The following is a 22,264-nucleotide window of genomic DNA, read 5'->3' as shown; positions in this document are numbered from 1 at the left end:
GCCAAGAAGAAGCCTATTTTAAGCGTACCGCTTTAATCGCAAGGGCCCACAAAGATTAGATTTTTAGTCTAATTTTTGTGGGCCTATTTGTTTCTTTAGCTGGTATTTTGTAATAGTTGTGGCGTTATTTTTTAAAACTTGATATAGGTCAATTTTTGAATGCCTTGATCGTTTTATACTGGGTTTTGTAAACGAGGAGGTACGACGCAAATGAAATTACAAAGATTTGTTACAAAACATAATCGCCAATTTTTATTATTGAATGGCATTTTAATGGGCCTAGGGTTAAGCTTCAATTTTTGGACTGATCAAAGGACTATCGCAGTTATTTTACTGATTGCGGCTTCGATAATTGGGGTTTTTCCAATTGCCTTGCATGCTTTTAGTGCGTTGCGTTATAAAACGATTTCTATTGAATTATTAGTGACCATTGCTGTTATCGGTGCTTTCGTTGTTGGCGAATTTCATGAATCCGCAATCGTTACTTTTCTGTTCTTGTTCGGAGGATATCTCGAAAAGAAAACGTTGGCAAAGACAAGAGCCTCGATCAAAACGCTAACGGAATTGGCACCAACCACAGCCACCGTCAAAACGGCACAAGGTGAAAAGCAAGTTGATGTAGATGATTTGGCAGTGGCCGATCAGGTCCTTGTAAGACCAGGAGACCAAATTCCGGTAGATGGGGTGATCATTCAAGGACAGGGATATGTCAATGAAGCAGCAATCACCGGTGAATCTAAACCAGTTTTTAAAGCAACTACGACTCAAGTTTATTCAGGTTCACTATTAGACAGTGGGATGCTCACGGTTAGAACCGAAAAAGTTGGCGATGAAACCACTTTTGGTAAGATCATTGAACTGGTGGAAGAAGCACAAGATGCCAAATCGCCGGCTGAGAAGTTTATCGACCGCTTTGCTAAATTCTATACGCCGGCAGTTTTAGTAATTGCTCTAGTTGTTTATCTGATAACTCGAGATTTAAACACTGCGATCACATTATTAGTGTTAGGTTGTCCTGGCGCTTTGGTTATCGGAGCGCCCGTATCTAATGTGGCTGGTATCGGAAGTAGTGCCAAAGCCGGTATTCTGGTCAAAGGTGGGGAAGTAACGACTGCACTAGCTCACGTTGATACCGTTTTATTTGATAAAACGGGTACGTTAACGGTGGGTAAACCTGAAGTTGTGACGACAATCAATTTAATTGACGATGCCGAAAAATTAAAACAAACAACAGCACAATTACTAGCCATCGAAAAGACGAGCAAACATCCTTTAGCCCAAGCAATCGTGACCGATCTCATGCATAAAAAAATACCGAATATTTCCTTGAAAGATTCACCTGAAACCGTTAAGGGGCAGGGACTAGTTACGGATACGTTATTTGTCGGTAATCAACGGTTATTGGCTGATCATGGGATTCAACTTGATGCCAAAGAAAAACTGACCGTGCAGCAAATCCAACAGCAAGGACTTTCGACTGTTCTAGTGGCAGATAAGCAACATTTGTTATTGGCTTTAGGTATCGGTGATGCGTTGAAACCTGACACTGCCGCTGCTTTAAGCAAACTGAAAGCTATGGGATTAAACCGGCTGATCATGTTGACAGGGGATAACGCCGCTAGTGCCCAGGCAATTGGCCAGCAATTACCGTTAAGTGGTATTCAAGCAGAACTGTTGCCAGAAGATAAATTGGCTTATATTAAAGCACAACAAGCTGAGGGGCATCAAGTAGCTTTTGTGGGCGATGGCATCAATGATAGTCCAGCCTTAGCTGCAGCCAATGTTGGCATCGCAATGGGTGCCGGAGCTGATGCTGCCATTGAAACTGCCGATGTGACCTTGATGAATGCAAACTTTATGGCCTTGGTTGTTGCTATCCAAAAAAGTCGGCAAACGCATGCCAACACCGTGCAAAATATTGTCATCGCAATTGGGACAGTGGCCGCTCTATTGATCGGTTTATTGCTGGGTAAAATTGATATGGCGTCAGGTATGTTTGTTCATGAAGCCAGTATTTTAGTTGTGATTTTTAATGCCATGCGTTTATTGCGGCACTCAAACTTAGCTAAAAGAATTCAAACTGCAAAAAAAATTGCAGTTCAACGATAAACTTGATTTGTATCAATTTTTTTAGATCATGGTCAAGTTATACTGAACTTGTAAATGAAATTAGGAGGTTTTTTCGATGGCAAAAGTTACTTTAGCATTAGATGAATTAACATGTCCTTCATGTTTAACTAAAATCAAACAAGCGGTTTCTAGCACACCGGGGGTTACCAACGTCAAAGTATTATTTAATGCTGGTAAAGTTAAAGCAGAATTTGACCCAGAAGTTGTTCAAGCAGAGAAAATTGCTGCCGTTGTGACTGATTTGGGTTACGAAGTTAAATCCAATAAAACAACGGTATAGAAGGGAAGTCTATTTATGGATGCTACAAAAATTGATGCTGTCTATCGAAAAGAAGTTGAACAGGCAGACAAAGATCACCACACACCGACAGCGGGAGCAATGACCGGGCACATTCTGGCCAACTTGAAATTACAAAGTTTTAAATTAGAACAATATATGTGGTATGCTCAAGGAGAAAATACCTACTTTAAATCATTATATGATGGGAATCAGCAGCTATATTTTGATTTGGCAAAAGTCATGTTAGCTGAGCATGAATTAGTGCCCACAACGGTCAAAGAAATGACTGATTATGCTATGATTGAAGATGGCGGTCGTAATAAATACCAGTCAGTCACTGCCATGCTCAATGATACCGGGCAAGATTTTGCAAAGGCTAACTTGTTTGTGACGCGGGCAATCAAATTGGCGCAAAAAGAAGAACGCTATCCCTTAGCCCAACAGTTGATTCATGTTTTAGGCGTTAACGAACAGAATATTTGGATGATTGAACAGAAGCTAGGTCAAAAAATTGACTTAGATTTGGATGATGAAGCTTAGTAATTTGAATTTTAGGAGATGGTCTTATGACACAAGAAACGATATTCCATATTCATGAAAAAGCGCACCAAAATCATACTTGTGCGGAGATTGTCCCGATTTTTTCAAATTTGGATCAGACTCAATTATTAAAGATCTCTGAATTGATTCACCATCAAAGTTTTCAAAAGGGCAACATGGTTATTGATCCAGAGACGCAAGAATTGATCATCTTAAATCAAGGTCATTTAAAGCTATATCAGCTTTCAAATACGGGTAAAGAACAGCTCTTACGTGTCCTTGGACCGGGAGATTTTGAAGGTGAAAAAATCTTATTTGGTGCTAGGACCCCAGATGCTTACGCGGAAGCTTTAACCGATGGCACGGCTTGTGTCATTTATAAGCAAGATTTTCAGGCGTTATTGCTGAAATATCCAGCGATTAGTTTAAAGCTGCTGCAGGAATCGGCGGAAAAGCTGGCGGCATTGGAACGACAAACAAGTTATTTAAGTGCCGACTCGATTGAACAACGGCTAGTGAGTTATTTGATGGATCTGTACGAAACACAACAACAAGCCCAATTCGTATTGCCAATGAAGCTTAAAGAGCTTGCCACCTATATTGGGACAACGCCAGAAACGTTGTCGCGGACATTTAAAGCTTTGAGCCAGGCCAATTTGATTCAAAAGGATCGCCGCAAAATTACGATTTTAGCCCCTGATCAATTAGCAGCCCAACTTTGATAGAGCTATTAAAAAGGTATGAAACTAGCAAAATAGATGTTTTGCTAAGTTCATACCTTTTTGTATACAAAATTATGGTGTGTTGGTACTTGAAGCACTAGAACTGGTCATTGCCGAACTAGAAAAGGCTTGGCTACTGGTGGTACTCATCCGATTATGCTTGCCCGCTTTGGTATTTTCTTTGACCTCACTTGGAAGCTCGGTGATTGGCGATTTGTCATCATTCAGTTCTGGCGCATCTGTTTGATATAAGTCTGTCGTGGAACCGCCATGCTGACTGTAAACACTGGTTGACTTTTTGCCTAAATGATTTTGGACGGATAATAGGCGTAACCAATTTTGCGTGTAATCTTGATTTTCTGGATTAACCGGGGTGAAGTTTATCGGTGTGTAAAAGCGAAGTAGATTTTTGTTATTGAGATTATCAGAAATAGATAAGCGGTCACTGACATTCTGTTGATCCGCATTTAACTTTTTGATTTGTTGATTTGATAAATCTTTGATAATGTTACCGGTTTTGTTATCGTAGACCGTTCCACTGGCACCTTTGCCACCTAAGACGGTATATGTCGGTGTTACAAAATCCCGGTTCCGAAAGGCAACGATGGCGTTATGTTGTGATGACAGTAGATCCGTTCCCATAAACATATATGGTGTGGTATCCACACCAAGCAAGTGCATCAATGTTGGTAAGACATCGATCTCACCGCCATACGTACTATTAATACCGCCCTTAAGGCCAGGCATATGAAACATTAATGGGACGCGTTGCAATTGGGCATTATCAAATGCCGTCCACTCAGAACTTGTCTTATCTAGCAAGGGGGCTAGGGATAGATTATCACTATTACTTAAACCATAGTGATCCCCATAGATCATTACTAAAGTATTATCGTAGAGTCCAGATGCTTTCAAATAATCAAAGAATTGTTGTAAGGATTCGTCTAAATAATGTGCCGTTCGGAAATAATTATTCACGATATCATCGTCAGTATCCGGTTTAGGGAAATCACTGTCAGTATCGCTTAGAGAGAATGGGAAATGGTTGGTAACGGTGATAAATTTGGTATAGAAAGGTTGTTGCAAACGTTCCAAGTATTTGGTGCTCTCGGCAAATAGTAGTTTATCTTTCAAACCATAACCGATCGCATTATCTTTTGACGTATCAAAATAAGAGGCATCAAAGAAATAATTGTAACCCAAATTACGGTAGACATCCTTACGATTCCAAAAACTGCCAGTATTACCGTGAAAGACAGCACTATCATAACCTTGTGTTTGTTGGAGTATTGCTGGCGCAGCTTCAAAGGTATTGTCCGAGCCTAAAGAGGTAAAAACAGACCCTTCGGGTAAGCCAAACAAACCTGTTTCTAACATCGTTTCAGCGTCACTGGTGCGACCTTGGCCGACTTCGTGGAAGAAATTAGAGAAACTTATGGTAGATTTATCATGGTAAAGACTATTTAAAAACGGGGTAACTTCTTGATTATCGATCTTTTTGTCGATCAAAAATTGCTGGAAACTTTCTAGATGAATGATGATCACGTTTTTGCCCTTAGCTGTTCCAAAATAAGTAGGGTTTGGTGCGGCTTTATGTTGTTGAATATAATTGTAAGCCGCCGTCATTTCACTCCCATCAGAATTGGCACGTACTTGGTTGTTTTGGGCGGTCCGAACTGCGTCATAGAACATGAAATTTTCAATGCCCAGATATTTAACAATGTAATTACGATCAAATGTCCGTGTTAGTAACTGTGGTCGACTCGTTTCAGCAAGAAATAAGTTTAATAAAAAGAATGTAAAGGTACATAAAGAAACGACAAATGCCTTTTTAGGCCGATATTTTTTAGGATCGATCGGGATGATACGGCGAAACAGTAAAATCAAAATAATGATCACATCGAGCCAAATCAGAATATCTTGTGGTGCCAGTAGACTTAGCGTGCTTTTGCCTAGCCCTTGGGATACCTTGCTTGAACTCATAATTGTGTTGATCGTCAAAAAATCAGTTGCCTGGCGATAGTAGATGACATTAGCAAATAATAGAATCAACTGTAAAATGTAAATCACAAACATGGCAATATAGGATAGAATTGGTTTGCGTATGTATAAGGCCAAGCTCAATAACAAAGCACTTGTGCCAAATGGTGTCAGCCACATGATCAAGTGCTGGTAGGGATCGGTTAAGCCTAATGAGAAGTCTGTGTAGTAGATGTAAATAGACTTTGCCCAAAGCAAAATCAATAGTAGAGTAAAAAAGCCTAAGCGACTCTTAAAAAAGGCCTTTATTCTGAGTTTATTCATGAGTTGTTCCTTTCAGAATTTAGCTTCAATTATTATAACGCGTGAAACCAGTAGTTACAATTTTAGTATATAAAGATATCATGACGAAAAAATGAAGATATTTTTGAAATGCCACAAAAAAGCTCTTTTTTTTGATAAAATAGGGCATTGAAGTTTGTTAAGAATTCGGAGGAAGTCATATGATTTTTCTAGGGCCAATTTATCGAATGGTTGCCACCGAATATCAAACGCGCATCAATCATTTTCCGCTGATTCGATTGATCTTCTATAGTTTGGACAAGACTATCTTCTACCTGCTGATTTTCATGTTTCTGCGCATCATTTGGCAAAGATGGCGGCACAAGCGGCTTAAATTCAGTCATGAATTGATGCTATTTCTATTTGTCGGTTACTTATTGATGCTTTATTTCTTAACTGTGTTTCGAGGTATTTATTTCCCTTGGCAGGTCAAACTAGACTTTGACCGCTCGCTGAACGAAATCAATTTTGTGCCGCTTGTTGAAACACTGAAACTGATCTATGGATTATCCAAACTAGATTTCCTGTATAATCTATTTGGTAACATCCTTTGGTTCATACCCTTTGGGATTGGTTTACCAATTTTGATGCGCCGACCTACTTTTGCAAAGGTGCTCTTACTGGGCATTATGACCTCGATCAGTATTGAAGTGTTTCAGTTTTTGTTACACACCGGTATTACAGATATTGATGATGTGATTTTCAATACAGTCGGTACTGTGATCGGTTTTGGATTATATCGTTTATTTAAGCGGCACTCGTTGTGATCATTTTGGAATAAGACCTAAGGAGATTTAATGATGTTAAAAGTATTATTAGTACTTCATGACGGCAAAGATTATATTCGCATGAATAAAGTATTTTTTGAAGAATTACCGATCAAAGGGCAGTATATCGTGAATTCAGATGGACTGGCATACTTGGTTGAAGAGGTGACGACTTTTGCCAACTATGTGACCAGCAAAGGCGCGATTGGCATTGTTGTTGTCCACCAGGCACCGCGAGACGAACCAGTTAGTCAGTTATATGGGTTAAATATTGAAGAAGATTTGGATGATTAGCTCATTTGAAGAAGGTCGGACCGTTGCCTTTTGGAACATATTGAAACCAAAAATATTTATCATCAGCGTTTGCTGAATACAACACACAAGCTTTGCCTCAGCCATTCGCCCAAAATAAAAAAAGACTTGTCTAGGCAAGCCTTTTTTTATAGCTAAAACGATCTTTAATCTTCCATAATATCGCGGTCAAAAACTTCGATGTTATCGAGTCCACCGTAAATATCATACCAAGGAGTTGCATATTTATTTAGGATTTCATTGAGTTCAGAAACATTTTGTTTGCCTTGAGTTTGCAGCCAGTTTTCTAGAGCTGCCTTGCCACCATCAGCGTAAACTTGAACACCGTCTAACCAAGTCGCACGGCCACCCAGGATGCCACTGTAATGATTGCCAGCTTTACCGGCAAAGGTCAATTCAGAGCGAAATGTTTCAGCGGAAACACCACCAGATAGGTAGATAAATGGCCGGTTAACTTCATCATTAGCTGCTTTAAATATCTTGGCAACTTCATCTTGTGAGTAGACCGGCTGCACACCATCTTTAGCATAGCCTTCAACAAAGTCCCAGTTAACAGGTACTTCAGCTTTAATGACATCAATATGATATTTGTCTTTTGAAAATTCCTTCATGGAATCTAAGACTAACTGTGGTTTCTCTTTAGCAAATTCAGCGCTCTTAGCGTCTGGAATCTTGTCATCGTAGGTCACAATTTCAACAAATAATGGAATGTCTGCAGCTAAACCTTCATTGCCGAGTCGTTCCAGAAAGGCGTGTTTGACGTCGTTAATTTCCTCTGGGTCATTTGGATTGTAATAGACTAATACTTTGGCAGCATCAGCCCCCTTAGCCAACAAACGATCTAGGGATTCATTTTGCAATAACTCTGGGTAACGGCCAACTGTGTTGACGTCATAACCCGTTTTCTCATAAGACATGATCAAGCCAGAATTAGGATTTTTAGATTTCATACCTTTGAAACCTAATTCTTCGTCTAACAAAATACCAGAGACATACTTTGTCAATTCTTTGGAAACCAATTCCTTAAATTCATAAACCATGTCTAAGTTATAAGTTTTACCAGCTTTTTCGGCTGCGGCTTTCATGATTCGTTTCATAGAACCACGTTGATCAATTGCCAAGGCTGCAATAATACCTTGATCATTTGACAATTGCTGCAGCTTTTCAAACTTGCCCCGTGAGATACGTTTCTTTGCCATAAAAATATCCCTCCAAAAACAAAATTAACTTACAACCCGTATGCTACACTTCTTCACGATTGTTTTCAAATTGACAATGTTGATTTAATGGGCTGTTTTTGAAAAAGTAATTTTTTTAAGGTCTAAAATGTGTATTCTTTATCAAATGATTTTTGTAAAAAATGACACATCTATTATTTTTTGGGTAGCCAAGTGCCAGGTTTCTTGATAAAATAACAGCTTGTGTACTATATAAAACTAACTGGAATGAGGCGTATTTGTGAGTATTCTGATAGCACTTATCCCAGCAATTGCCTGGGGTAGTATTGGCTTGATCAGTGGGAAACTTGGTGGCAATGCTTATCAACAAACCCTCGGCATGACCTTGGGCGCTTTCCTATTTGGTATCGGGCTATTTTTATTTTATCGACCATTTATTGACGTAAAAGTTCTCCTTATCGGATTGTTATCTGGTATTTTTTGGGCTGTAGGTCAAGGCAACCAATTTAAAGCCATGAAAGACATGGGTATTTCAAAAGCGGTACCGATGTCTACTGGGATGCAATTATTTTTTAATACAGTTGCCGGTGCCTTACTATTCCATGAATGGCAGACAGCCAAGCAAATTTCTTTGGGCAGTGTTGCCTTAGTGTTGTTGATTGCTGGTGCCAGCTTAACTTCTTTACGGGATAAGAATAGCGAATATAATCGTTCTGATGATGGGACGCACTTTGCTAAGGGCCTAAATGCATTAATTATTTCAACTGCTGGCTATCTTGGCTATACCGTGATCGTCAAGTGGGGCGGTTTTTCAAACCCCATTTCGATTATCTTGCCGCAGTCGATGGGGATGGTTATTGGTGGTTTAGTACTTGCTTGGGGTAAAGAAAAACAACCTTGGGCAAAACCAACACTTAAGAACATCTTAACTGGTATTTCTTGGGGCATCGGAAATACTGCCATGTTTATTGCGATGAGTAAAGTTGGTTTGGCTATCAGTTATTCCTTAGCCCAAACCGGCATTATTATTTCAACGATCGGGAGTATTATTTTTCTTGGCGAAAAGAAATCTCGAAAAGAATTGATATTTACTATAATTGGCTGTCTTTTAGTCATTCTTGGTGGCGTTTTCTTAGGTTTTGTGCAATAATTTCTTATTTCCTCATGAAAAACCGGAGTTTAGTGTTTACAATTGACGGGTTTTGGTTGAAAATGAGTATGTTTGATATATACAACATAGGAGGTTATTTGGATGGCACATATTAATTTTGACGATTCAAAGCTTAAACCATTCATTCATGACAATGAGTTAGGCGAAATTCAAGCAATGGTCAATGCAGCAGACCAAGAATTACGGGAAGGTACCGGTGCAGGTAATGATTTCCGTGGTTTCTTAGACTTGCCAGTCGACTATGACAAGGATGAATTTGCACGTATCCAAAAGGCTGCTGCTAAAATTCAGAGTGATTCTGAAGTTTTAGTTGCGATTGGCATTGGGGGTTCATACCTTGGTGCTCGTGCTGCAATGGATTTCTTAGGTGGTTTCTTCTATAACTTTGAACCAAATCGCAAAGTGCCTCAAGTATTCTTTGCTGGTAACTCCATCAGCCCATCTTATTTACATGACTTGATCCAACAAATTGGAGATCGTGATTTCAGCTTAAATGTTATTTCTAAATCAGGAACAACGACTGAACCAGCGATTGCTTTTCGTGTTCTCAAGGAAAAATTGATTGCAAAATACGGTCAAGCAGAAGCAGCTAAACGTATTTATGTGACAACTGATAAAGCTAAGGGTGCTTTAAAAACTGAAGCTGATGCTGAAGGCTATGAAGCATTTGTTGTGCCAGATGATATTGGTGGTCGTTTTTCTGTACTTTCACCAGTTGGTTTATTGCCAATTGCTGCAGCCGGTGGCGATATTGATCAATTGATGCAAGGGGCAGCCGCCGCTCGTAGTGAATATACGGATACTGATTTGAATAAAAACGAAGCTTATCGTTATGCGGCACTAAGAAACATTTTATATCGTAAAGGCTACGTTACTGAAATTCTTGAAAACTACGAACCATCGTTACAATATTTTGGCGAATGGTGGAAACAGTTAATGGGTGAATCTGAAGGTAAAGACCAAAAGGGCATCTATCCAACTTCAGCTAATTTTTCAACTGATTTACACTCATTAGGTCAATATATCCAAGAAGGTTTGCGTAATACAATGTTTGAAACAGTTGTCAAAATTGGCAAACCTAATCATGATATTGAAATCCCTAAGTCAGATTCTGATTTAGACGGTTTGAAATACCTTGAAGGCAAAACAATGGATTACGTCAATACGAAAGCTTACCAAGGTGTTGTTTTAGCACATACTGACGGGGGCGTTCCAGTTATGACGGTTAATATTCCTGACCGGACTGCTTTCACCTTAGGTTATACGATTTATTTCTTTGAAATTGCAGTTGCGATTTCAGGATACTTGAATGGTATCAATCCATTTAACCAGCCAGGTGTTGAAGCTTATAAGAAGAACATGTTTGGTTTATTAGGCAAACCTGGTTTTGAAGCATTAGGTAAAGAATTGAATGAAAGACTTTAAGCCACATTGGTTAAAGTTAAATAAGTAAACAAAAAAAGTCTGGAATTTCCAGGCTTTTTTAATTTGTCTCAATTGGTAAAAGATAAGTAAAATTCGTATGTAAGTGTTGGTTTGTAAATGTGAGCAAAACATATTTACTTTCAGAAATATTGGTTTTGTCTGATGTGGCGTAAAGTATTTGTTCCGAAGTACCAGTTGGTTCAATTGTTTTTGGTTGATTATTTGCGGCTTGTAAATGTAAAGTTTCATTTTCTGACGTTTGAACCATAAAGTTTTTTAAGTTTAATGCGTAAGCTTGGGTTGATTCAAAATTATGAATTAGAATCGGGATTTCAATAGTACTATCATCATTGATTTTTAATTGAGCTGATTCTATCTTGAACCTTAAAATCGGATTATTATTAAAGTCATAGACCGTAAATTGGGAACCTGGTTTGAGTAAATTACGATTCTGTTGGTCTGCTTTTTCAGTCTGTCCATTGGTTGTACCAGCTTTTGGTAAAGGGCGCGTCGCGTTTTTAAAGGCTGTGACCTGGGCATGATAAGTACTGGCCGTTCGTGCACTTGTCCAAGTTGTGACGCTAAATATGATCAGCAATATACCCATGGCTAAAACGACCCAGAAAAGCCGATTGCGTTGATAAAAAGCCTTGTGTATCATTGGGTCGCTGGAATCGTCTGATTCAGATACTGCTGATGAGTTAGCGGTACGAGCAAATCGTTGCAATTTATGTAGTAATTTGTCTGGTGCAAAGGCGACAGTGGCGTGACCCAGTGCACGTGTTAAAGTTTCTGCAGCTGGTTGTATTTTATTTAATAAGGCAGTGTCATCTAAGTCTAGCAACTGGCGAATTTCACAGATCTTAGTTAGGTATTGAGTATATAATTTGCCGAACTGCTTGTGGTTATTAAGCAATTGCAAAATGAATATACTTGTAATTAAAGCAGTTAAAAGGTCATCAATTTCTGCATAATCACTACTGATTCGGATCATGATTGACAATAACCGTAAAACTTGGGACCAATCATGATGAATAGCAAGGGCTTCAAAAAGAAAATTGATGATTGTTTGCAAATAGTGATATGTATTATTGAATGATGCTGTTTGAGCACGTGTCTCAAGGTCTGATGGTGTCATGAATGCTGTGAGCCCATAATAGTCGGCTGTCAGAAGACAGGCGTGTTGTTGTAGCATAGCTTGACCAATTGAAGACAACTGAAAACGGCTGGGGTGGTCGGGCATCGGTGTGATCCAATGTTGTTGCAAAGCCAAATTAATTGTCAGGGACTGATTTTTTAGTTGACTCAAATAAACTATTTTCGGTTGCTTCGTGTTTGGCCAATCATATAGTCTACCCAAGAAAAGAATTAAATCAATTTGATTCACATCGACACCCCCCACATGATTATTATACATGGCGTTGAAGTATTAAACCTATTTTTTTTAAAATTAACTTTATGAATAAGGTACTGAGAATTGTGATTTCTACAATCTTGAGCCTTAACAAATTGAGTAGGTGAGGGCATTGCCCTTTGTAACACATTTAAAATCTAATTGTTCGCAAACAAATAGTGGCTGAAAACAAAATGTTAGGTTTGTTTTCAGCCACTTGAGAAGCATGTTAAATTACAATTTATATTTAAATCTAAGGTTTTACGTCTTCAATGGTGCCTTGAGCATTACGTTCAACGTGCATTTGTTGCATTGGAATGTAGCCTAATTTCTTAACTAAAGAGTTTTGTACTTTTTTGGATTGAACATAGTTAATAAATTTAGCAGTATTCGCATTTGGAGAACCTTTGGTATACATATGTTCGTAAGACCAGATTTTCCACTTATTGATTGCAACGTTCTCAGCGGTTGGTTTGACATTGTCTACACTGACAGGTTGAATTTTGTCATTGAAGTAAGAAAAGGCTAGATAACTAATTGCTCCAGGTGTATTGGCAATCATTTTTTGAACTGTACCTGAAGAATCTTGTTCTGGGGCTGTGGCAGCTTTTTGCTTGTTCAAAGCTAAAGCTTCAAAAGTTGCGCGTGTGCCACTTCCTTGAGCCCGATTGATTAATATGATCGTTTGATCTTTACCACCAACATCTTTCCAGTTGGTTACTTTCTTAGTAAAGATATCTATCAACTGTTGGTGTGTTAAGTTTGTGACACCAGCTTCTTTATTGGCAACTGGCGCGATGCCGACAACTGCAACCTTATGGTCCACCAATTGTTTGGCGTTTACACCGTCTTTTTCCTCAGCAAAAATATCACTATTACCAATGGTTGCATTACCTTGAGCCACCTGACTCAATCCGGTCCCAGAACCGCCCCCTTGGACGTTGATTTGAAGTCCGGAGTGGTTATCTGCAAATTCACGACCAGTTTGTTCTGCAAGCGGCTGTAAAGCGGTTGATCCAACGGCAGTAATTTCATTTTTATCAGCAGATTTTGCCTGACTTTGTCCGCTGGCAGATTTGGAACCACACCCCGTTAAAGTAACAACACCGATTAATGTGATGATTGGCAGTAGTAAACGTTTATTCATTATTGAACTCCCTTTCTTATTACTGTATTAAGTTTATGAAAGTAGTGTAAATAAACGTTACACTGAGTGTAAAAATAATGTATCAATCATGTAAAGACATGTAAAAATTAATTGCCCTAAAAAGCATAACGTGCTAGTATTTTGAGTAAAGATGAATACGAAGGGGAGCTACGGCTGAGAGGAAAGGTAAAACTTTCGACCCTTAGACCTGATATGGGTAATGCCATCGTAGGAATATCAAAGACCTAAGATGACTTTAGGTCTTTTTATTTGTCTAAAAATGGGGGTTTTCGTAATGAATGCAAGTGTAGCAATTCAAGTTTTACCAATGGGTCAAGCGACCAAGGACGTATTAGCGGTGGTCGATCAAGTCATCAAATATATTCAGGAACAAGGACTGCACTATGAAGTTAGTGCTTTTGAAACGACGCTTGAGGGTGATTACGACCAATTGATGAAAGTCGTTACGGCTGTTCCTAAAATTGCTGCTGAAGCTGGTGCTGATTCAGTCATGACTTATGTAAAAATTAACTATCAAAGTAAAGGTGATGCGTTAACGATTGATGAAAAGACTCACAAATACCAACATTAAACTTTTACCATTTTATGTTGTGTGCTTAGTGCTTTTAGTTTGGTATGTTGTAACCGCCACCGGACTGATTCCAAAATTTCTGATGCCTGGGCCAATCGACGTTGTACAGGCATTTATCGAAGACTTTGGTTTACTAATGACCAATATGTGGACGACAGTGGTGGAAGCTTTTTGGGGCCTGTTGTTAGGTGTGATTTTAGGCTTATTGATTGCTATTGCTATGGATGGTATTAATTGGTTGTATCGTGCAATCTATCCGTTACTGGTTTTGAGTCAAACGATTCCCACCTACGCAATTGCACCAATCTTGATTTTATGGTTTGGTTATGGCATTTTACCAAAAGTTTTACTGATCATCGTGACTACGTTTTTTCCAGTTGCTGTTGAAACATTAACAGGACTGCGCAGCGCTGACCACGATCTGATTCGTTTAATGCATACAATGGGGGCAAAACGTTTACAAATTTTGCGTTACGTTAAATTACCAGCAAGTCTAAATCATTTTTTTGCTAGTTTACGTATTTCAGTTTCTTATTCAATTATTGGGGCAGTCATTGCAGAATGGGTCGGCGGCGATAGTGGTTTAGGTGTTTACATGACTCGGGTGATGAAAACCTACGCTTATGACAAAATGTTTGCTGTGATTGTTTTAATTTCACTAGTCAGTTTAATCTTAATTGGCTTAGTGGATGTGTTACAAAAATTAATGATGCCATGGACACGGAGGCGCGCCAACAAATGAAGAAATTAGGACGAGTTTTGATTTTATTTTTTGCTTTAATTTTGGTATTGACCGGTTGTGCGCAAAGTCAGCGATCGGCTGATGAGAAGCTAACTCAAATTACGTTAGCTTTAGATTACACGCCTAATACAAATCACACGGGGCTGTATGTAGCACAAAGCAAGGGTTATTTTAAGAAATATGGCTTGAAAGTTAAGTTTATTCAGCCGCCTCAAAATGGACCAGAAGGTTTGATTGGAGCGAGAAAAGCTCAATTTGGGGTTTCCTATCAAGATGTTATGGCTGGTGTGATCACTGGTAAGAATAAACAACCGATTACGGCTATAGCTGCCCTCGTTCAACATAATACTTCCGGTATTATGTCACGTAAAGCAGATAACATCACCCGGCCAAAAGATATGACCAACAAACGATACGCAACATGGGGACTACCGATTGAACAAGCCATTATTAAAGAAGTTGTTGATCAAGATGGCGGCAACTATAAAAAGATTAAATTGGTCCCAAGTAATTTTAATGACGAGGTCGCAGGCTTAAAAAGCAAAAAAATTGATTCAATTTGGGTTTATGAAGGTTGGGCCGTTCAAAATGCCAAAATACAAAACTATCCGGTCAACTACTTTGCCTTTCGCGATGTCAATCCAACGTTTGACTATTACACCCCTGTACTTGTTGGCAATAATACTTATATGAAGCAGCATCCGCAAGTTACACGCAAGTTGGTTAGGGCTGTGAGTCAAGGTTATGCGTACGCTGCAAAACATCCTCAAGCCAGTGCTGATATTTTGAAGGCAGCCAATCCTGAACTTAAAAAAGGTAAGAGTGGGGCGCTCGTTGATGCGTCACAACAATATCTTTCAAAACAATATATTGCTGATGCAAAACAATTTGGTTATATTGATGCCGGTCGTTGGAATAAATTCTATACTTGGTTAAATGAACATAAATTAGTTAAAGGGCAACTGACTAAAAATCAAGGATTCACAAATAAATATCTACCAAAGGAAAAGTAGCATGCTATTAGAAGTCCGAGATATTAACAAATCTTTTGATCAACAGCCGATCATTCAAAATATCGATCTACATGTGGCTACTGGTGAGATTGTCAGCTTACTGGGGGTATCTGGTTCTGGCAAGACCACGTTATTTAATATCATTGCTGGGCTCAGTAAACCTGACCAAGGTCAAGTATTACTGAATGGTCAAAATAATGTGCTTAAATCAGGAAATGTAAGTTATATGCTGCAAAAAGATCTATTGATGCCTTATCGAACAGTGTTGGATAATGTTATTTTACCCTTATTGCTGCGAAAAGTGCCTAAAAAGATGGCTCGACAAAAAGCATTGACGCTATTTAAAGAATTCGGTATCGATGGTTATGAACATAAATATCCGCAAGAATTATCAGGTGGCATGCGTCAAAGAGCGGCACTATTAAGGACTTATCTGTTTGATAAACCGTTAACCCTTTTGGATGAACCTTTTTCGGCATTAGATGAATTGACGAAACGGACGATGCATCAATGGTATATAGATATGATGCACAAACTACACTTGTCAACATTGCTGATTACCCATGATATTGATGAAGCACTGGTCTTGTCTAATCGTGTCTATGTAATTGCGGGTAGACCCAGTCAAATCGTAGATGAATTGCGTTTAAATCCAACTCGAGATGCATCAGTAGCTTTTGAGCTGACGCCGGACTTTTTAACATATAAACGACGGATCATTACTGATTTAGGTGTATAAAAAATAGCCAAGTAAGAAATTAGTTTTAGCTAATGATTAAATATATTAAAATAAACAGAGATCAACACAAAACTGATGTGACCTCCAGAAGTTAGATTTCTGTTCTAATTTTGTGGAGTGAAATAAACAATTGTTTTGTATCTGATCTCTGTTTTAAATTGTTATGAAGTTGTTTTAAAATTTTACAAAATTATTCGGGTGTGGGTGTAATAAGGACGCCCCCTTTTGGATATAAGCAGACATTTCGGCTTTAGGAACCAATTGGCCACCTGTTGCCCAAATGATATGGGTTGCTTGACTTAATTCAAAGGGTTGATCTAAATGCTGTAATACGTAAGCTAGACCAGTAAAACCAGCGGCAGCAGAGGGTTCTAACAGGATATTTTCACTTGCTGCTAATAAGTATAAATAACGAAATAAATCATCGTCATCGAAGGTGACACTGCCGTAAAGCATATATTTAACGGCTTTTTCGGCCAGATTGGATGGTCTAGCGACGGCAAGACCATCAGCAGCTGTATGGCCATCTAAACCGAGATCATATACGGATATATCATGATTTTTTTTAGTGATCATGCCCAATGTTACGGATGGGACATGAGTGGGTTCAACGAAAATGGGGTAGACATTAGCACCTAACAAAGTTTTAAGGCCAAAGGTGACCCCAGCCGGGCTACCGCCGACACCAGCTGGAAGATAGACGAATAAGGGGTGTTTTTGATCGACCGTTATTTGGTATTGTTTTAATTGTGTTTGTAGATGATAGGCAGCAGTTGCATAACCTAAAAAGAGATCTTGTGAATTTTCATCATCGATAAAATATGTGTTTGCTTGTGTAGTTGCTTTTTCTCTGGCACTAGCAAGGGCATCAGAAAAATCGCTATCATGTTCAACCACATGAACACCATATTCTTTTAAACGATCCTTTTTCCAAGCTTTGGCATCATGTGATAGATGAACTGTGACTTTAAAGCCCAATTTACGACCAATGATGCCAATGCTTAAACCAAGATTACCCGTTGAACCAACGACAATTTCAAAGTGACTAAATAACTCATAAAAATCAGTCGAACCCAAAATATTATAATTGTCTTCAAAAGTCATATTTGAATAGGTACGGGCAATTGTTTCAGCCAATTTTAAAGCGGCGTAAATGCCACCTCTGGCTTTAATGGAACCGGCAATAGGTAGTTGATGATCCGCTTTCAAGAAAATACGGCCTGGGATTTTGTGATGCCAAAATTGTTCAAGCTGTCCAGATAAGGTGTTTAATTTGATAAGTGGGGATTCAATAGCACCCTGATTATTGTAAGTTTCTGGAAAGGCCGATTCAATATAAGGCTGGAAACGAATGAGGCGAAAAACGGCATCTAAAACATCAGCCTGTGAAAAAAAGGGGGCTTGGTTCGTTTGCTCAAAGTCAGGGTTTTGCCAAAATAAAGGCTGATATGCGGCCATCTTTCTTAAAATTGGATATTTTTGGATTAAATCAGTTTTATTGGTCATAAATTCCCCTCCAAAGAAAAACTCATTAATATTTTAACCTAAAATTAACGGTCTTGCTAAATTCTTGGCAAATTTTAACAAAGGTTTTGATGCCAGTGCTAATTTAAATATAAAAATAGAAGTAGCTAGGACAACCAAACTAGCTGTCCACTACTTCTTATTACAATGGCATAAAAAAGCATTTAAAAATCAATCTTTATGAGCTGTGGTTACATGATCATTCAGTAATTTACTATGGTGATGGCCATAAATTAAATAGACTAGCAATCCGGCCAAGAACCAAAAGCCAAAAACGATCCAGGTGATGGCTCTTAATTTGAGCATCAGACCAATACAAAGGATAAAGGACAAGATTGGAATGAAAGGATAAAGTGGGACTTTATAGGCAGTTGGCAAGTCCTTGACCTGTGGATTTTTGCGCAAGAAGATCACACCGATCGATACCATCGCGAAAGCAAATAGCGTGCCAATATTGACGAGTTCGGTAATGACATCTAGTGGAATGAACATCGCCAAAAAACTAGCAATAACTGCAAAAATCCAAGTATTCGTAATGGGGACATGTGTCTTGGGATTGACTTTAGCAAAGGCTTTAGGCAATAGACCATCTCGACTGATTGCAAAAAGCAATCGTGTGCCACCGTAAGACATGACCAAAAGTACGGTGGTCATACCGACAACGGCACCCAAAGAAACAATCCCGGCGACCCAATTCTGATGAATCACCTGAAGTACGAATGCAACTGGATCGCCAACATTAAGGCGACTATAGTGCACAACGCCAACAATGACAAAGGAAACTAATGAGTATAGCAATGAAGCAATTAATAAAGAAGAAACGATACCAATTGGCATTGTTCGTTGCGGCTCTTTTACTTCCTCTGAGGCAGTAGAAACAGCATCAAAACCAATATAAGCGTAGAACGCTAAGGAAGCGCCTGAGAAGATACCTGTTGCACCAAAAGGCATAAAAGGATGGTAATTTTTTGGCTTGATATAGAAAACGGCAACGACAACAAATAAAATAATAACGGCTACTTTGACGAAAACCATGATCGTATTGACGCGAGTAGACTCACGCAGACCACCCGCTAATAAAAAGCCGATTAATAAAACGACTAAACCTGCAACCAGATTGATCCCGAAACCTTGGTGACCCGCCGTTCCAGTGGCTGCTCTCAAAATTTCGGGCAAGTGGAGGCCAATACTGTCTAATATGTTTTGAAAATAAGCAGACCAACTAACGGCTACAGATGAAACTGCAAAAAGATATTCGGAAATTAATGCCCAGCCGACTACCCAAGCGGGTAATTCACCAAAAACGATATAGACATAGGTGTAAGCACTACCTGAAAGTGGTATAGTAGATGAAAATTCTGAATAGCATAGAGCAGCTAAAGCACAAACCAGCGCGGCAACAATGTAAGATAGGATCACACTGGGCCCAGCATAGCTAGCTGCAATAATACCAGGTGTAATGAATATACCAGCACCAACTACTGCACCAACGCCCATTGCAGTTAGACCAACGGGACCAATTTTCCGCTCAAGCGGGCTATTGCGAATGAGATCAAGGTCAATGGATCGTTTCTGTAACATACTTCTAAAACCCAAAAAAAAACCTCCAATGTAAAGGTTAAGTATAAATTAGTTAAATATGAATAATTAATGAGAACATACTGTAAAATAATAAAGTAAAGTACGTTTAACGTCAAGCAAAAATCGCTCGAACACCTATTAAAGTGGAGGTCATAAACATGATAACAATTGCAGTCGCCGGTGGTAATCATACAGAAATTATCGACCTATTACAACAAATGAGTCAAACCAATGACTTAATTGCTGAGATATTTGATACTGGGCAATTTTTAGCGTCTGAATCAGCCACATGTCATTACCATCGGGCGGATTCCTTGAAAGCGGCTGTAGCCCAATGTGTGGCTTTTGTTGCTGAAGGTGAGGCTGATATTCTCTTTAAGGGTATTGTTCAGACACATACACTTTTACATGCTGTTTTGCAGTATCCTAAGCAGATGCTACAACGCTCGATTCTGTCGCATGTCGCTCAATTGAGCTTTCCTGAAGGTCGGCAGCTTCTACTGTCAGATGCTGGCATGAACATTGCACCAAATTTAGATCAATACATAGCCATTATCGAAAACACGCGGGCAACAGCTTTAAACATTGGTATTCAACGACCTAAGATTGCACTATTGAGTGCGGCTGAGAATTTTAATCCTAAAATGCCGTCCTCAGTTTTAGCACATGAAGCTACGCAACAATTTGCTGCCGATCCAACGGCAACAGTTTTTGGACCAATTTCTTTAGATCTGGCACTTTCAAAATCGGCGGTGGCAAAAAAACAATTTTCAGGGCCAATCGTTGGAGATGCTGATGCAATTGTGGTGCCTAACATTGACACTGGTAATGCATTATATAAAGCACTGATGTTATTTACGGATATTCAAACCGGTGGTGTGATTGTGGGCGCACGTGTACCAATTGTTTTAACATCGCGCTCAGATCGGATTGAAAGTAAAAGGGCGTCATTAAAATTTGCTTTGAACACGTTAAATCATAAACGATAATTTAATTGAATCGAGGAATACATAAAAATGGCAAATAATTATGTTTTGGTAATCAATCCTGGATCGACAACGACTAAGATCAGTATTTATCAAAATGAAACGGAACTTGCTTTTGAGGAATTGCGTCATGAAGCCCAAGAGCTTGCTCAATTTTCGCGGCTGGCTGATCAACTTGATTTTCGTTATGGTATTATCACGAAATTTTTGCAGCAAAAAAATTTTAGTGGCTCAGATTTTATTGCCGTTGTCGGTCGCGGCGGCTTGCTGCGGCCAATCACAGGTGGCACTTATCGAGTTTCTTCTGCGATGATCATTGATTTAACCAGCGGTCGTTATGGCGTGCACGCTTCGAATTTGGGTGGACTGTTAGCCGATAAGTTTGCGGCAGCATTACATATTCCTGCTTATATTGTTGATTCCGTTGTTACCGATGAATTTCAACCAGTTGCTTATATTTCTGGAAATGCGGCTATTCCAAGACGAAGTGTTTTTCATGCCTTAAATCAAAAGGCTGCAGCACGTGCAGTAGCGGCCGAACAAGGTTGGCAGTATGACGAAAAAAACTTGATTGTTGTTCATATGGGTGGCGGCGTCACGGTTGGTGCGCACCAACATGGTCGTGTTGTGGATGCAACTAATGGTTTAGATGGCGAGGGCCCATTTGGACCGAACCGAACAGGTGCGTTGCCTGGATTGACCACGCTACAATATGTAAGTGATCAAAAACTGAACTATGCCGATGAAGTGTCACTTTTTGTCGGTGAAAAAGCAGGTCTGATGTCTTATTTTGGAACTCAAAACTTAGACGAGATTATGGCCAAAGTAAAGTCCGGCAATGCTTTTGCCAAGTTAGTTTTTAAAGCACTAGCTTATCAAATTGCTAAAGAAATCGGCGTTTTTGCAACTGTCTTAACTGGTCAAGTGGATGGTATTGTCTTAACTGGTGGTATGGCATTCAATGACCAGCTAGTGGCTTTGATCAAACAAAGGACGGCTTGGATCGCACCGATTTTTGTCCACCCAGGTCAAAGTGAAATGGCCGCTTTAAATCACGGGGTACAGCTGGTACTAGCCGGTCAAGCGAAAGCTAAGGATTATTTAACTGAAAGTCAAAAAGTAGCACAAAAGCAGGCTAAATATCTCTGATAAATACAAAAAACTCGGTCTATCGAATCGTTGAGTGAATACTCAAATGTCGATAGACCGAGTTTTTTAATGATTAGCCAAAGCGTTGATGTTCCTCAAATTGCAAGTGCTGATTTAACTGACTTTTAAAACCGGCGATTTCCGAAACAACATACAGTGGCCGTCGTCGTGATTGCACGAAAATCCGACCTAAATAATTTCCCATGATCCCGATGGTTAGTAAGATCAAACCACCAATCAATGTGGTGCTTGCCAGGATTTCCAGACTCACTGAGAATTGACCAATCATGCCTGTCAATAAACTAACAAGGCCGATAAGAACCAACAGTGTGCCAATCCAGGAAGCAAGCTTTAAAGGAACCATTGAATGTGATGTTAGGATGATTTCATGGATACGGTTTGGTAGAATCTAACTACTAAGAACAGGACGTGTCCAAAATGACCAAAAAGAGAAAAACATTTGATGAAGATTTCAAGAAGATGATCCTTGACCTCAACCAATCTGGTCACTCGATCGATTCGTTAGCCGAGGAATATGGTATCGCTACGCA

Annotated in this window: 21 protein-coding genes and 1 riboswitch; of the genes, 14 read left to right on the top strand and 7 right to left on the bottom strand. The window is 39.2% G+C overall.

All coding sequences use genetic code 11. The annotated features are described in order from the left end of the window. Positions 1–210: 210 nt before the first annotated feature. From FHQ08_RS09835 to FHQ08_RS09820, 4 genes are all read left to right on the top strand, one after another. Entirely contained in the window at positions 211–2,109 is a 1,899-nt protein-coding gene (locus FHQ08_RS09835) for a heavy metal translocating P-type ATPase (RefSeq protein WP_230914243.1), read from the top strand. A 76-nt stretch (positions 2,110–2,185) separates the two neighbouring features. Further along, the gene (locus FHQ08_RS09830; RefSeq protein WP_230914242.1) at positions 2,186–2,410 is read left to right on the top strand and encodes a heavy-metal-associated domain-containing protein; all 225 of its coding nucleotides are present in this window, start codon (positions 2,186–2,188) and stop codon (positions 2,408–2,410) included. Positions 2,411–2,425: 15 nt separating this feature from the next. Then, entirely contained in the window at positions 2,426–2,950 is a 525-nt protein-coding gene (locus FHQ08_RS09825; RefSeq protein ID WP_230914241.1) for a ferritin-like domain-containing protein, read from the top strand. A gap of 26 nt (positions 2,951–2,976) precedes the next feature. Beyond that, a complete protein-coding gene (locus tag FHQ08_RS09820) occupies positions 2,977–3,672 on the top strand; it encodes a Crp/Fnr family transcriptional regulator (RefSeq protein WP_230914240.1) in 696 nt (231 codons plus the stop codon). A 72-nt stretch (positions 3,673–3,744) separates the two neighbouring features. Here FHQ08_RS09820 and FHQ08_RS09815 read toward each other — a convergent pair whose 3' ends face one another. Continuing rightward, entirely contained in the window at positions 3,745–5,976 is a 2,232-nt protein-coding gene (locus FHQ08_RS09815) for an LTA synthase family protein (RefSeq protein ID WP_230914239.1), read from the bottom strand. 179 nt (positions 5,977–6,155) lie between these two features. Here FHQ08_RS09815 and FHQ08_RS09810 point away from each other — a divergent pair, with 179 nt between their 5' ends. Beyond that, on the top strand, positions 6,156–6,761 hold the full coding sequence (locus tag FHQ08_RS09810) for a VanZ family protein (protein WP_230914238.1): 606 nt from the start codon (positions 6,156–6,158) through the stop codon (positions 6,759–6,761). Positions 6,762–6,794: 33 nt separating this feature from the next. Then, entirely contained in the window at positions 6,795–7,055 is a 261-nt protein-coding gene (locus FHQ08_RS09805) for a LysR family transcriptional regulator (protein ID WP_230914237.1), read from the top strand. A 164-nt stretch (positions 7,056–7,219) separates the two neighbouring features. On the opposite strand, the gene FHQ08_RS09800 is transcribed toward FHQ08_RS09805, so the two are convergent. Beyond that, on the bottom strand, positions 7,220–8,272 hold the full coding sequence (locus tag FHQ08_RS09800) for a tagatose 1,6-diphosphate aldolase (RefSeq protein WP_230914236.1): 1,053 nt from the start codon (positions 8,270–8,272) through the stop codon (positions 7,220–7,222). A 259-nt stretch (positions 8,273–8,531) separates the two neighbouring features. Between FHQ08_RS09800 and FHQ08_RS09795 the strand changes: the two genes are divergently transcribed. Together FHQ08_RS09795 and FHQ08_RS09790 are read left to right on the top strand one after the other, a co-directional pair. Then, positions 8,532–9,401, top strand: coding sequence for a GRP family sugar transporter (locus FHQ08_RS09795; RefSeq protein WP_230914235.1), 870 nt, complete (start codon positions 8,532–8,534; stop codon positions 9,399–9,401). Positions 9,402–9,503: 102 nt separating this feature from the next. Continuing rightward, positions 9,504–10,847 carry a glucose-6-phosphate isomerase gene (locus tag FHQ08_RS09790; RefSeq protein ID WP_230914234.1) on the top strand — a complete coding sequence of 448 codons (1,344 nt, stop codon included), beginning with the start codon at positions 9,504–9,506 and terminating at the stop codon, positions 10,845–10,847. Between the two features lie 58 nt (positions 10,848–10,905). Here FHQ08_RS09790 and FHQ08_RS09785 read toward each other — a convergent pair whose 3' ends face one another. Both FHQ08_RS09785 and FHQ08_RS09780 read right to left on the bottom strand, forming a co-directional pair. Further along, entirely contained in the window at positions 10,906–12,234 is a 1,329-nt protein-coding gene (locus FHQ08_RS09785) for a hypothetical protein (protein ID WP_230914233.1), read from the bottom strand. Between the two features lie 259 nt (positions 12,235–12,493). Continuing rightward, positions 12,494–13,387 carry a phosphate ABC transporter substrate-binding protein PstS family protein gene (locus FHQ08_RS09780; RefSeq protein WP_230914232.1) on the bottom strand — a complete coding sequence of 298 codons (894 nt, stop codon included), beginning with the start codon at positions 13,385–13,387 and terminating at the stop codon, positions 12,494–12,496. Between the two features lie 151 nt (positions 13,388–13,538). Further along, positions 13,539–13,639: riboswitch (TPP riboswitch) on the top strand. A 43-nt stretch (positions 13,640–13,682) separates the two neighbouring features. On the opposite strand from FHQ08_RS09780, the gene FHQ08_RS09775 reads away from it, so the two are divergent. Genes FHQ08_RS09775 through FHQ08_RS09760 form a run of 4 tightly spaced genes read left to right on the top strand, consistent with a single transcriptional unit; the run spans position 13,683 to position 16,473 of the window. Beyond that, positions 13,683–13,979, top strand: coding sequence for a thiamine-binding protein (locus tag FHQ08_RS09775; RefSeq protein ID WP_230914231.1), 297 nt, complete (start codon positions 13,683–13,685; stop codon positions 13,977–13,979). Continuing rightward, complete coding sequence (locus tag FHQ08_RS09770; RefSeq protein WP_230914230.1) at positions 13,951–14,721, top strand: ABC transporter permease; 771 nt, start codon at positions 13,951–13,953, stop codon at positions 14,719–14,721. Before FHQ08_RS09775 ends, FHQ08_RS09770 begins: the two co-directional genes overlap by 29 nt. After that, positions 14,718–15,734: an ABC transporter substrate-binding protein gene (locus FHQ08_RS09765; RefSeq protein ID WP_230914229.1), complete on the top strand. Its 1,017-nt coding sequence runs from the start codon at positions 14,718–14,720 to the stop codon at positions 15,732–15,734. Before FHQ08_RS09770 ends, FHQ08_RS09765 begins: the two co-directional genes overlap by 4 nt. A 1-nt stretch (position 15,735) precedes the next feature. After that, positions 15,736–16,473, top strand: a complete 738-nt coding sequence (locus FHQ08_RS09760) for an ABC transporter ATP-binding protein (protein ID WP_230914228.1) — start codon at positions 15,736–15,738, stop codon at positions 16,471–16,473. A gap of 174 nt (positions 16,474–16,647) precedes the next feature. On the opposite strand, the gene FHQ08_RS09755 is transcribed toward FHQ08_RS09760, so the two are convergent. After that, positions 16,648–17,979, bottom strand: a complete 1,332-nt coding sequence (locus tag FHQ08_RS09755) for a D-serine ammonia-lyase (RefSeq protein ID WP_230914227.1) — start codon at positions 17,977–17,979, stop codon at positions 16,648–16,650. A 189-nt stretch (positions 17,980–18,168) separates the two neighbouring features. Further along, positions 18,169–19,578, bottom strand: a complete 1,410-nt coding sequence (locus tag FHQ08_RS09750; RefSeq protein ID WP_230914255.1) for an APC family permease — start codon at positions 19,576–19,578, stop codon at positions 18,169–18,171. Between the two features lie 158 nt (positions 19,579–19,736). Between FHQ08_RS09750 and FHQ08_RS09745 the strand changes: the two genes are divergently transcribed. Next, positions 19,737–20,567, top strand: coding sequence for a phosphate acyltransferase (locus FHQ08_RS09745; protein WP_230914226.1), 831 nt, complete (start codon positions 19,737–19,739; stop codon positions 20,565–20,567). 27 nt (positions 20,568–20,594) lie between these two features. After that, on the top strand, positions 20,595–21,713 hold the full coding sequence (gene buk / locus FHQ08_RS09740; protein ID WP_230914225.1) for a butyrate kinase: 1,119 nt from the start codon (positions 20,595–20,597) through the stop codon (positions 21,711–21,713). A gap of 73 nt (positions 21,714–21,786) precedes the next feature. On the opposite strand, the gene FHQ08_RS09735 is transcribed toward buk, so the two are convergent. After that, positions 21,787–22,077, bottom strand: coding sequence for a hypothetical protein (locus tag FHQ08_RS09735; RefSeq protein ID WP_230914224.1), 291 nt, complete (start codon positions 22,075–22,077; stop codon positions 21,787–21,789). Positions 22,078–22,264: the final 187 nt, after the last annotated feature.

The organism is Agrilactobacillus fermenti (genome assembly GCF_021030645.1).
Lineage (GTDB): Bacteria > Bacillota > Bacilli > Lactobacillales > Lactobacillaceae > Agrilactobacillus > Agrilactobacillus fermenti.
This window is presented reverse-complemented; position numbering and strand designations above follow the sequence as displayed.

Coding starts and splice junctions, on each gene's coding strand:
- FHQ08_RS09835 (WP_230914243.1), top strand. CDS start 211: ATGAAATTACAAAGATTTGTTACAAAACATAATCGCCAATTTTTATTA.
- FHQ08_RS09830 (WP_230914242.1), top strand. CDS start 2,186: ATGGCAAAAGTTACTTTAGCATTAGATGAATTAACATGTCCTTCATGT.
- FHQ08_RS09825 (WP_230914241.1), top strand. CDS start 2,426: ATGGATGCTACAAAAATTGATGCTGTCTATCGAAAAGAAGTTGAACAG.
- FHQ08_RS09820 (WP_230914240.1), top strand. CDS start 2,977: ATGACACAAGAAACGATATTCCATATTCATGAAAAAGCGCACCAAAAT.
- FHQ08_RS09815 (WP_230914239.1), bottom strand. CDS start 5,976: ATGAATAAACTCAGAATAAAGGCCTTTTTTAAGAGTCGCTTAGGCTTT.
- FHQ08_RS09810 (WP_230914238.1), top strand. CDS start 6,156: ATGATTTTTCTAGGGCCAATTTATCGAATGGTTGCCACCGAATATCAA.
- FHQ08_RS09805 (WP_230914237.1), top strand. CDS start 6,795: ATGTTAAAAGTATTATTAGTACTTCATGACGGCAAAGATTATATTCGC.
- FHQ08_RS09800 (WP_230914236.1), bottom strand. CDS start 8,272: ATGGCAAAGAAACGTATCTCACGGGGCAAGTTTGAAAAGCTGCAGCAA.
- FHQ08_RS09790 (WP_230914234.1), top strand. CDS start 9,504: ATGGCACATATTAATTTTGACGATTCAAAGCTTAAACCATTCATTCAT.
- FHQ08_RS09780 (WP_230914232.1), bottom strand. CDS start 13,387: ATGAATAAACGTTTACTACTGCCAATCATCACATTAATCGGTGTTGTT.
- FHQ08_RS09775 (WP_230914231.1), top strand. CDS start 13,683: ATGAATGCAAGTGTAGCAATTCAAGTTTTACCAATGGGTCAAGCGACC.
- FHQ08_RS09770 (WP_230914230.1), top strand. CDS start 13,951: ATGAAAAGACTCACAAATACCAACATTAAACTTTTACCATTTTATGTT.
- FHQ08_RS09765 (WP_230914229.1), top strand. CDS start 14,718: ATGAAGAAATTAGGACGAGTTTTGATTTTATTTTTTGCTTTAATTTTG.
- FHQ08_RS09760 (WP_230914228.1), top strand. CDS start 15,736: ATGCTATTAGAAGTCCGAGATATTAACAAATCTTTTGATCAACAGCCG.
- FHQ08_RS09755 (WP_230914227.1), bottom strand. CDS start 17,979: ATGACCAATAAAACTGATTTAATCCAAAAATATCCAATTTTAAGAAAG.
- FHQ08_RS09750 (WP_230914255.1), bottom strand. CDS start 19,578: ATGTTACAGAAACGATCCATTGACCTTGATCTCATTCGCAATAGCCCG.
- FHQ08_RS09745 (WP_230914226.1), top strand. CDS start 19,737: ATGATAACAATTGCAGTCGCCGGTGGTAATCATACAGAAATTATCGAC.
- buk (WP_230914225.1), top strand. CDS start 20,595: ATGGCAAATAATTATGTTTTGGTAATCAATCCTGGATCGACAACGACT.
- FHQ08_RS09735 (WP_230914224.1), bottom strand. CDS start 22,077: ATGGTTCCTTTAAAGCTTGCTTCCTGGATTGGCACACTGTTGGTTCTT.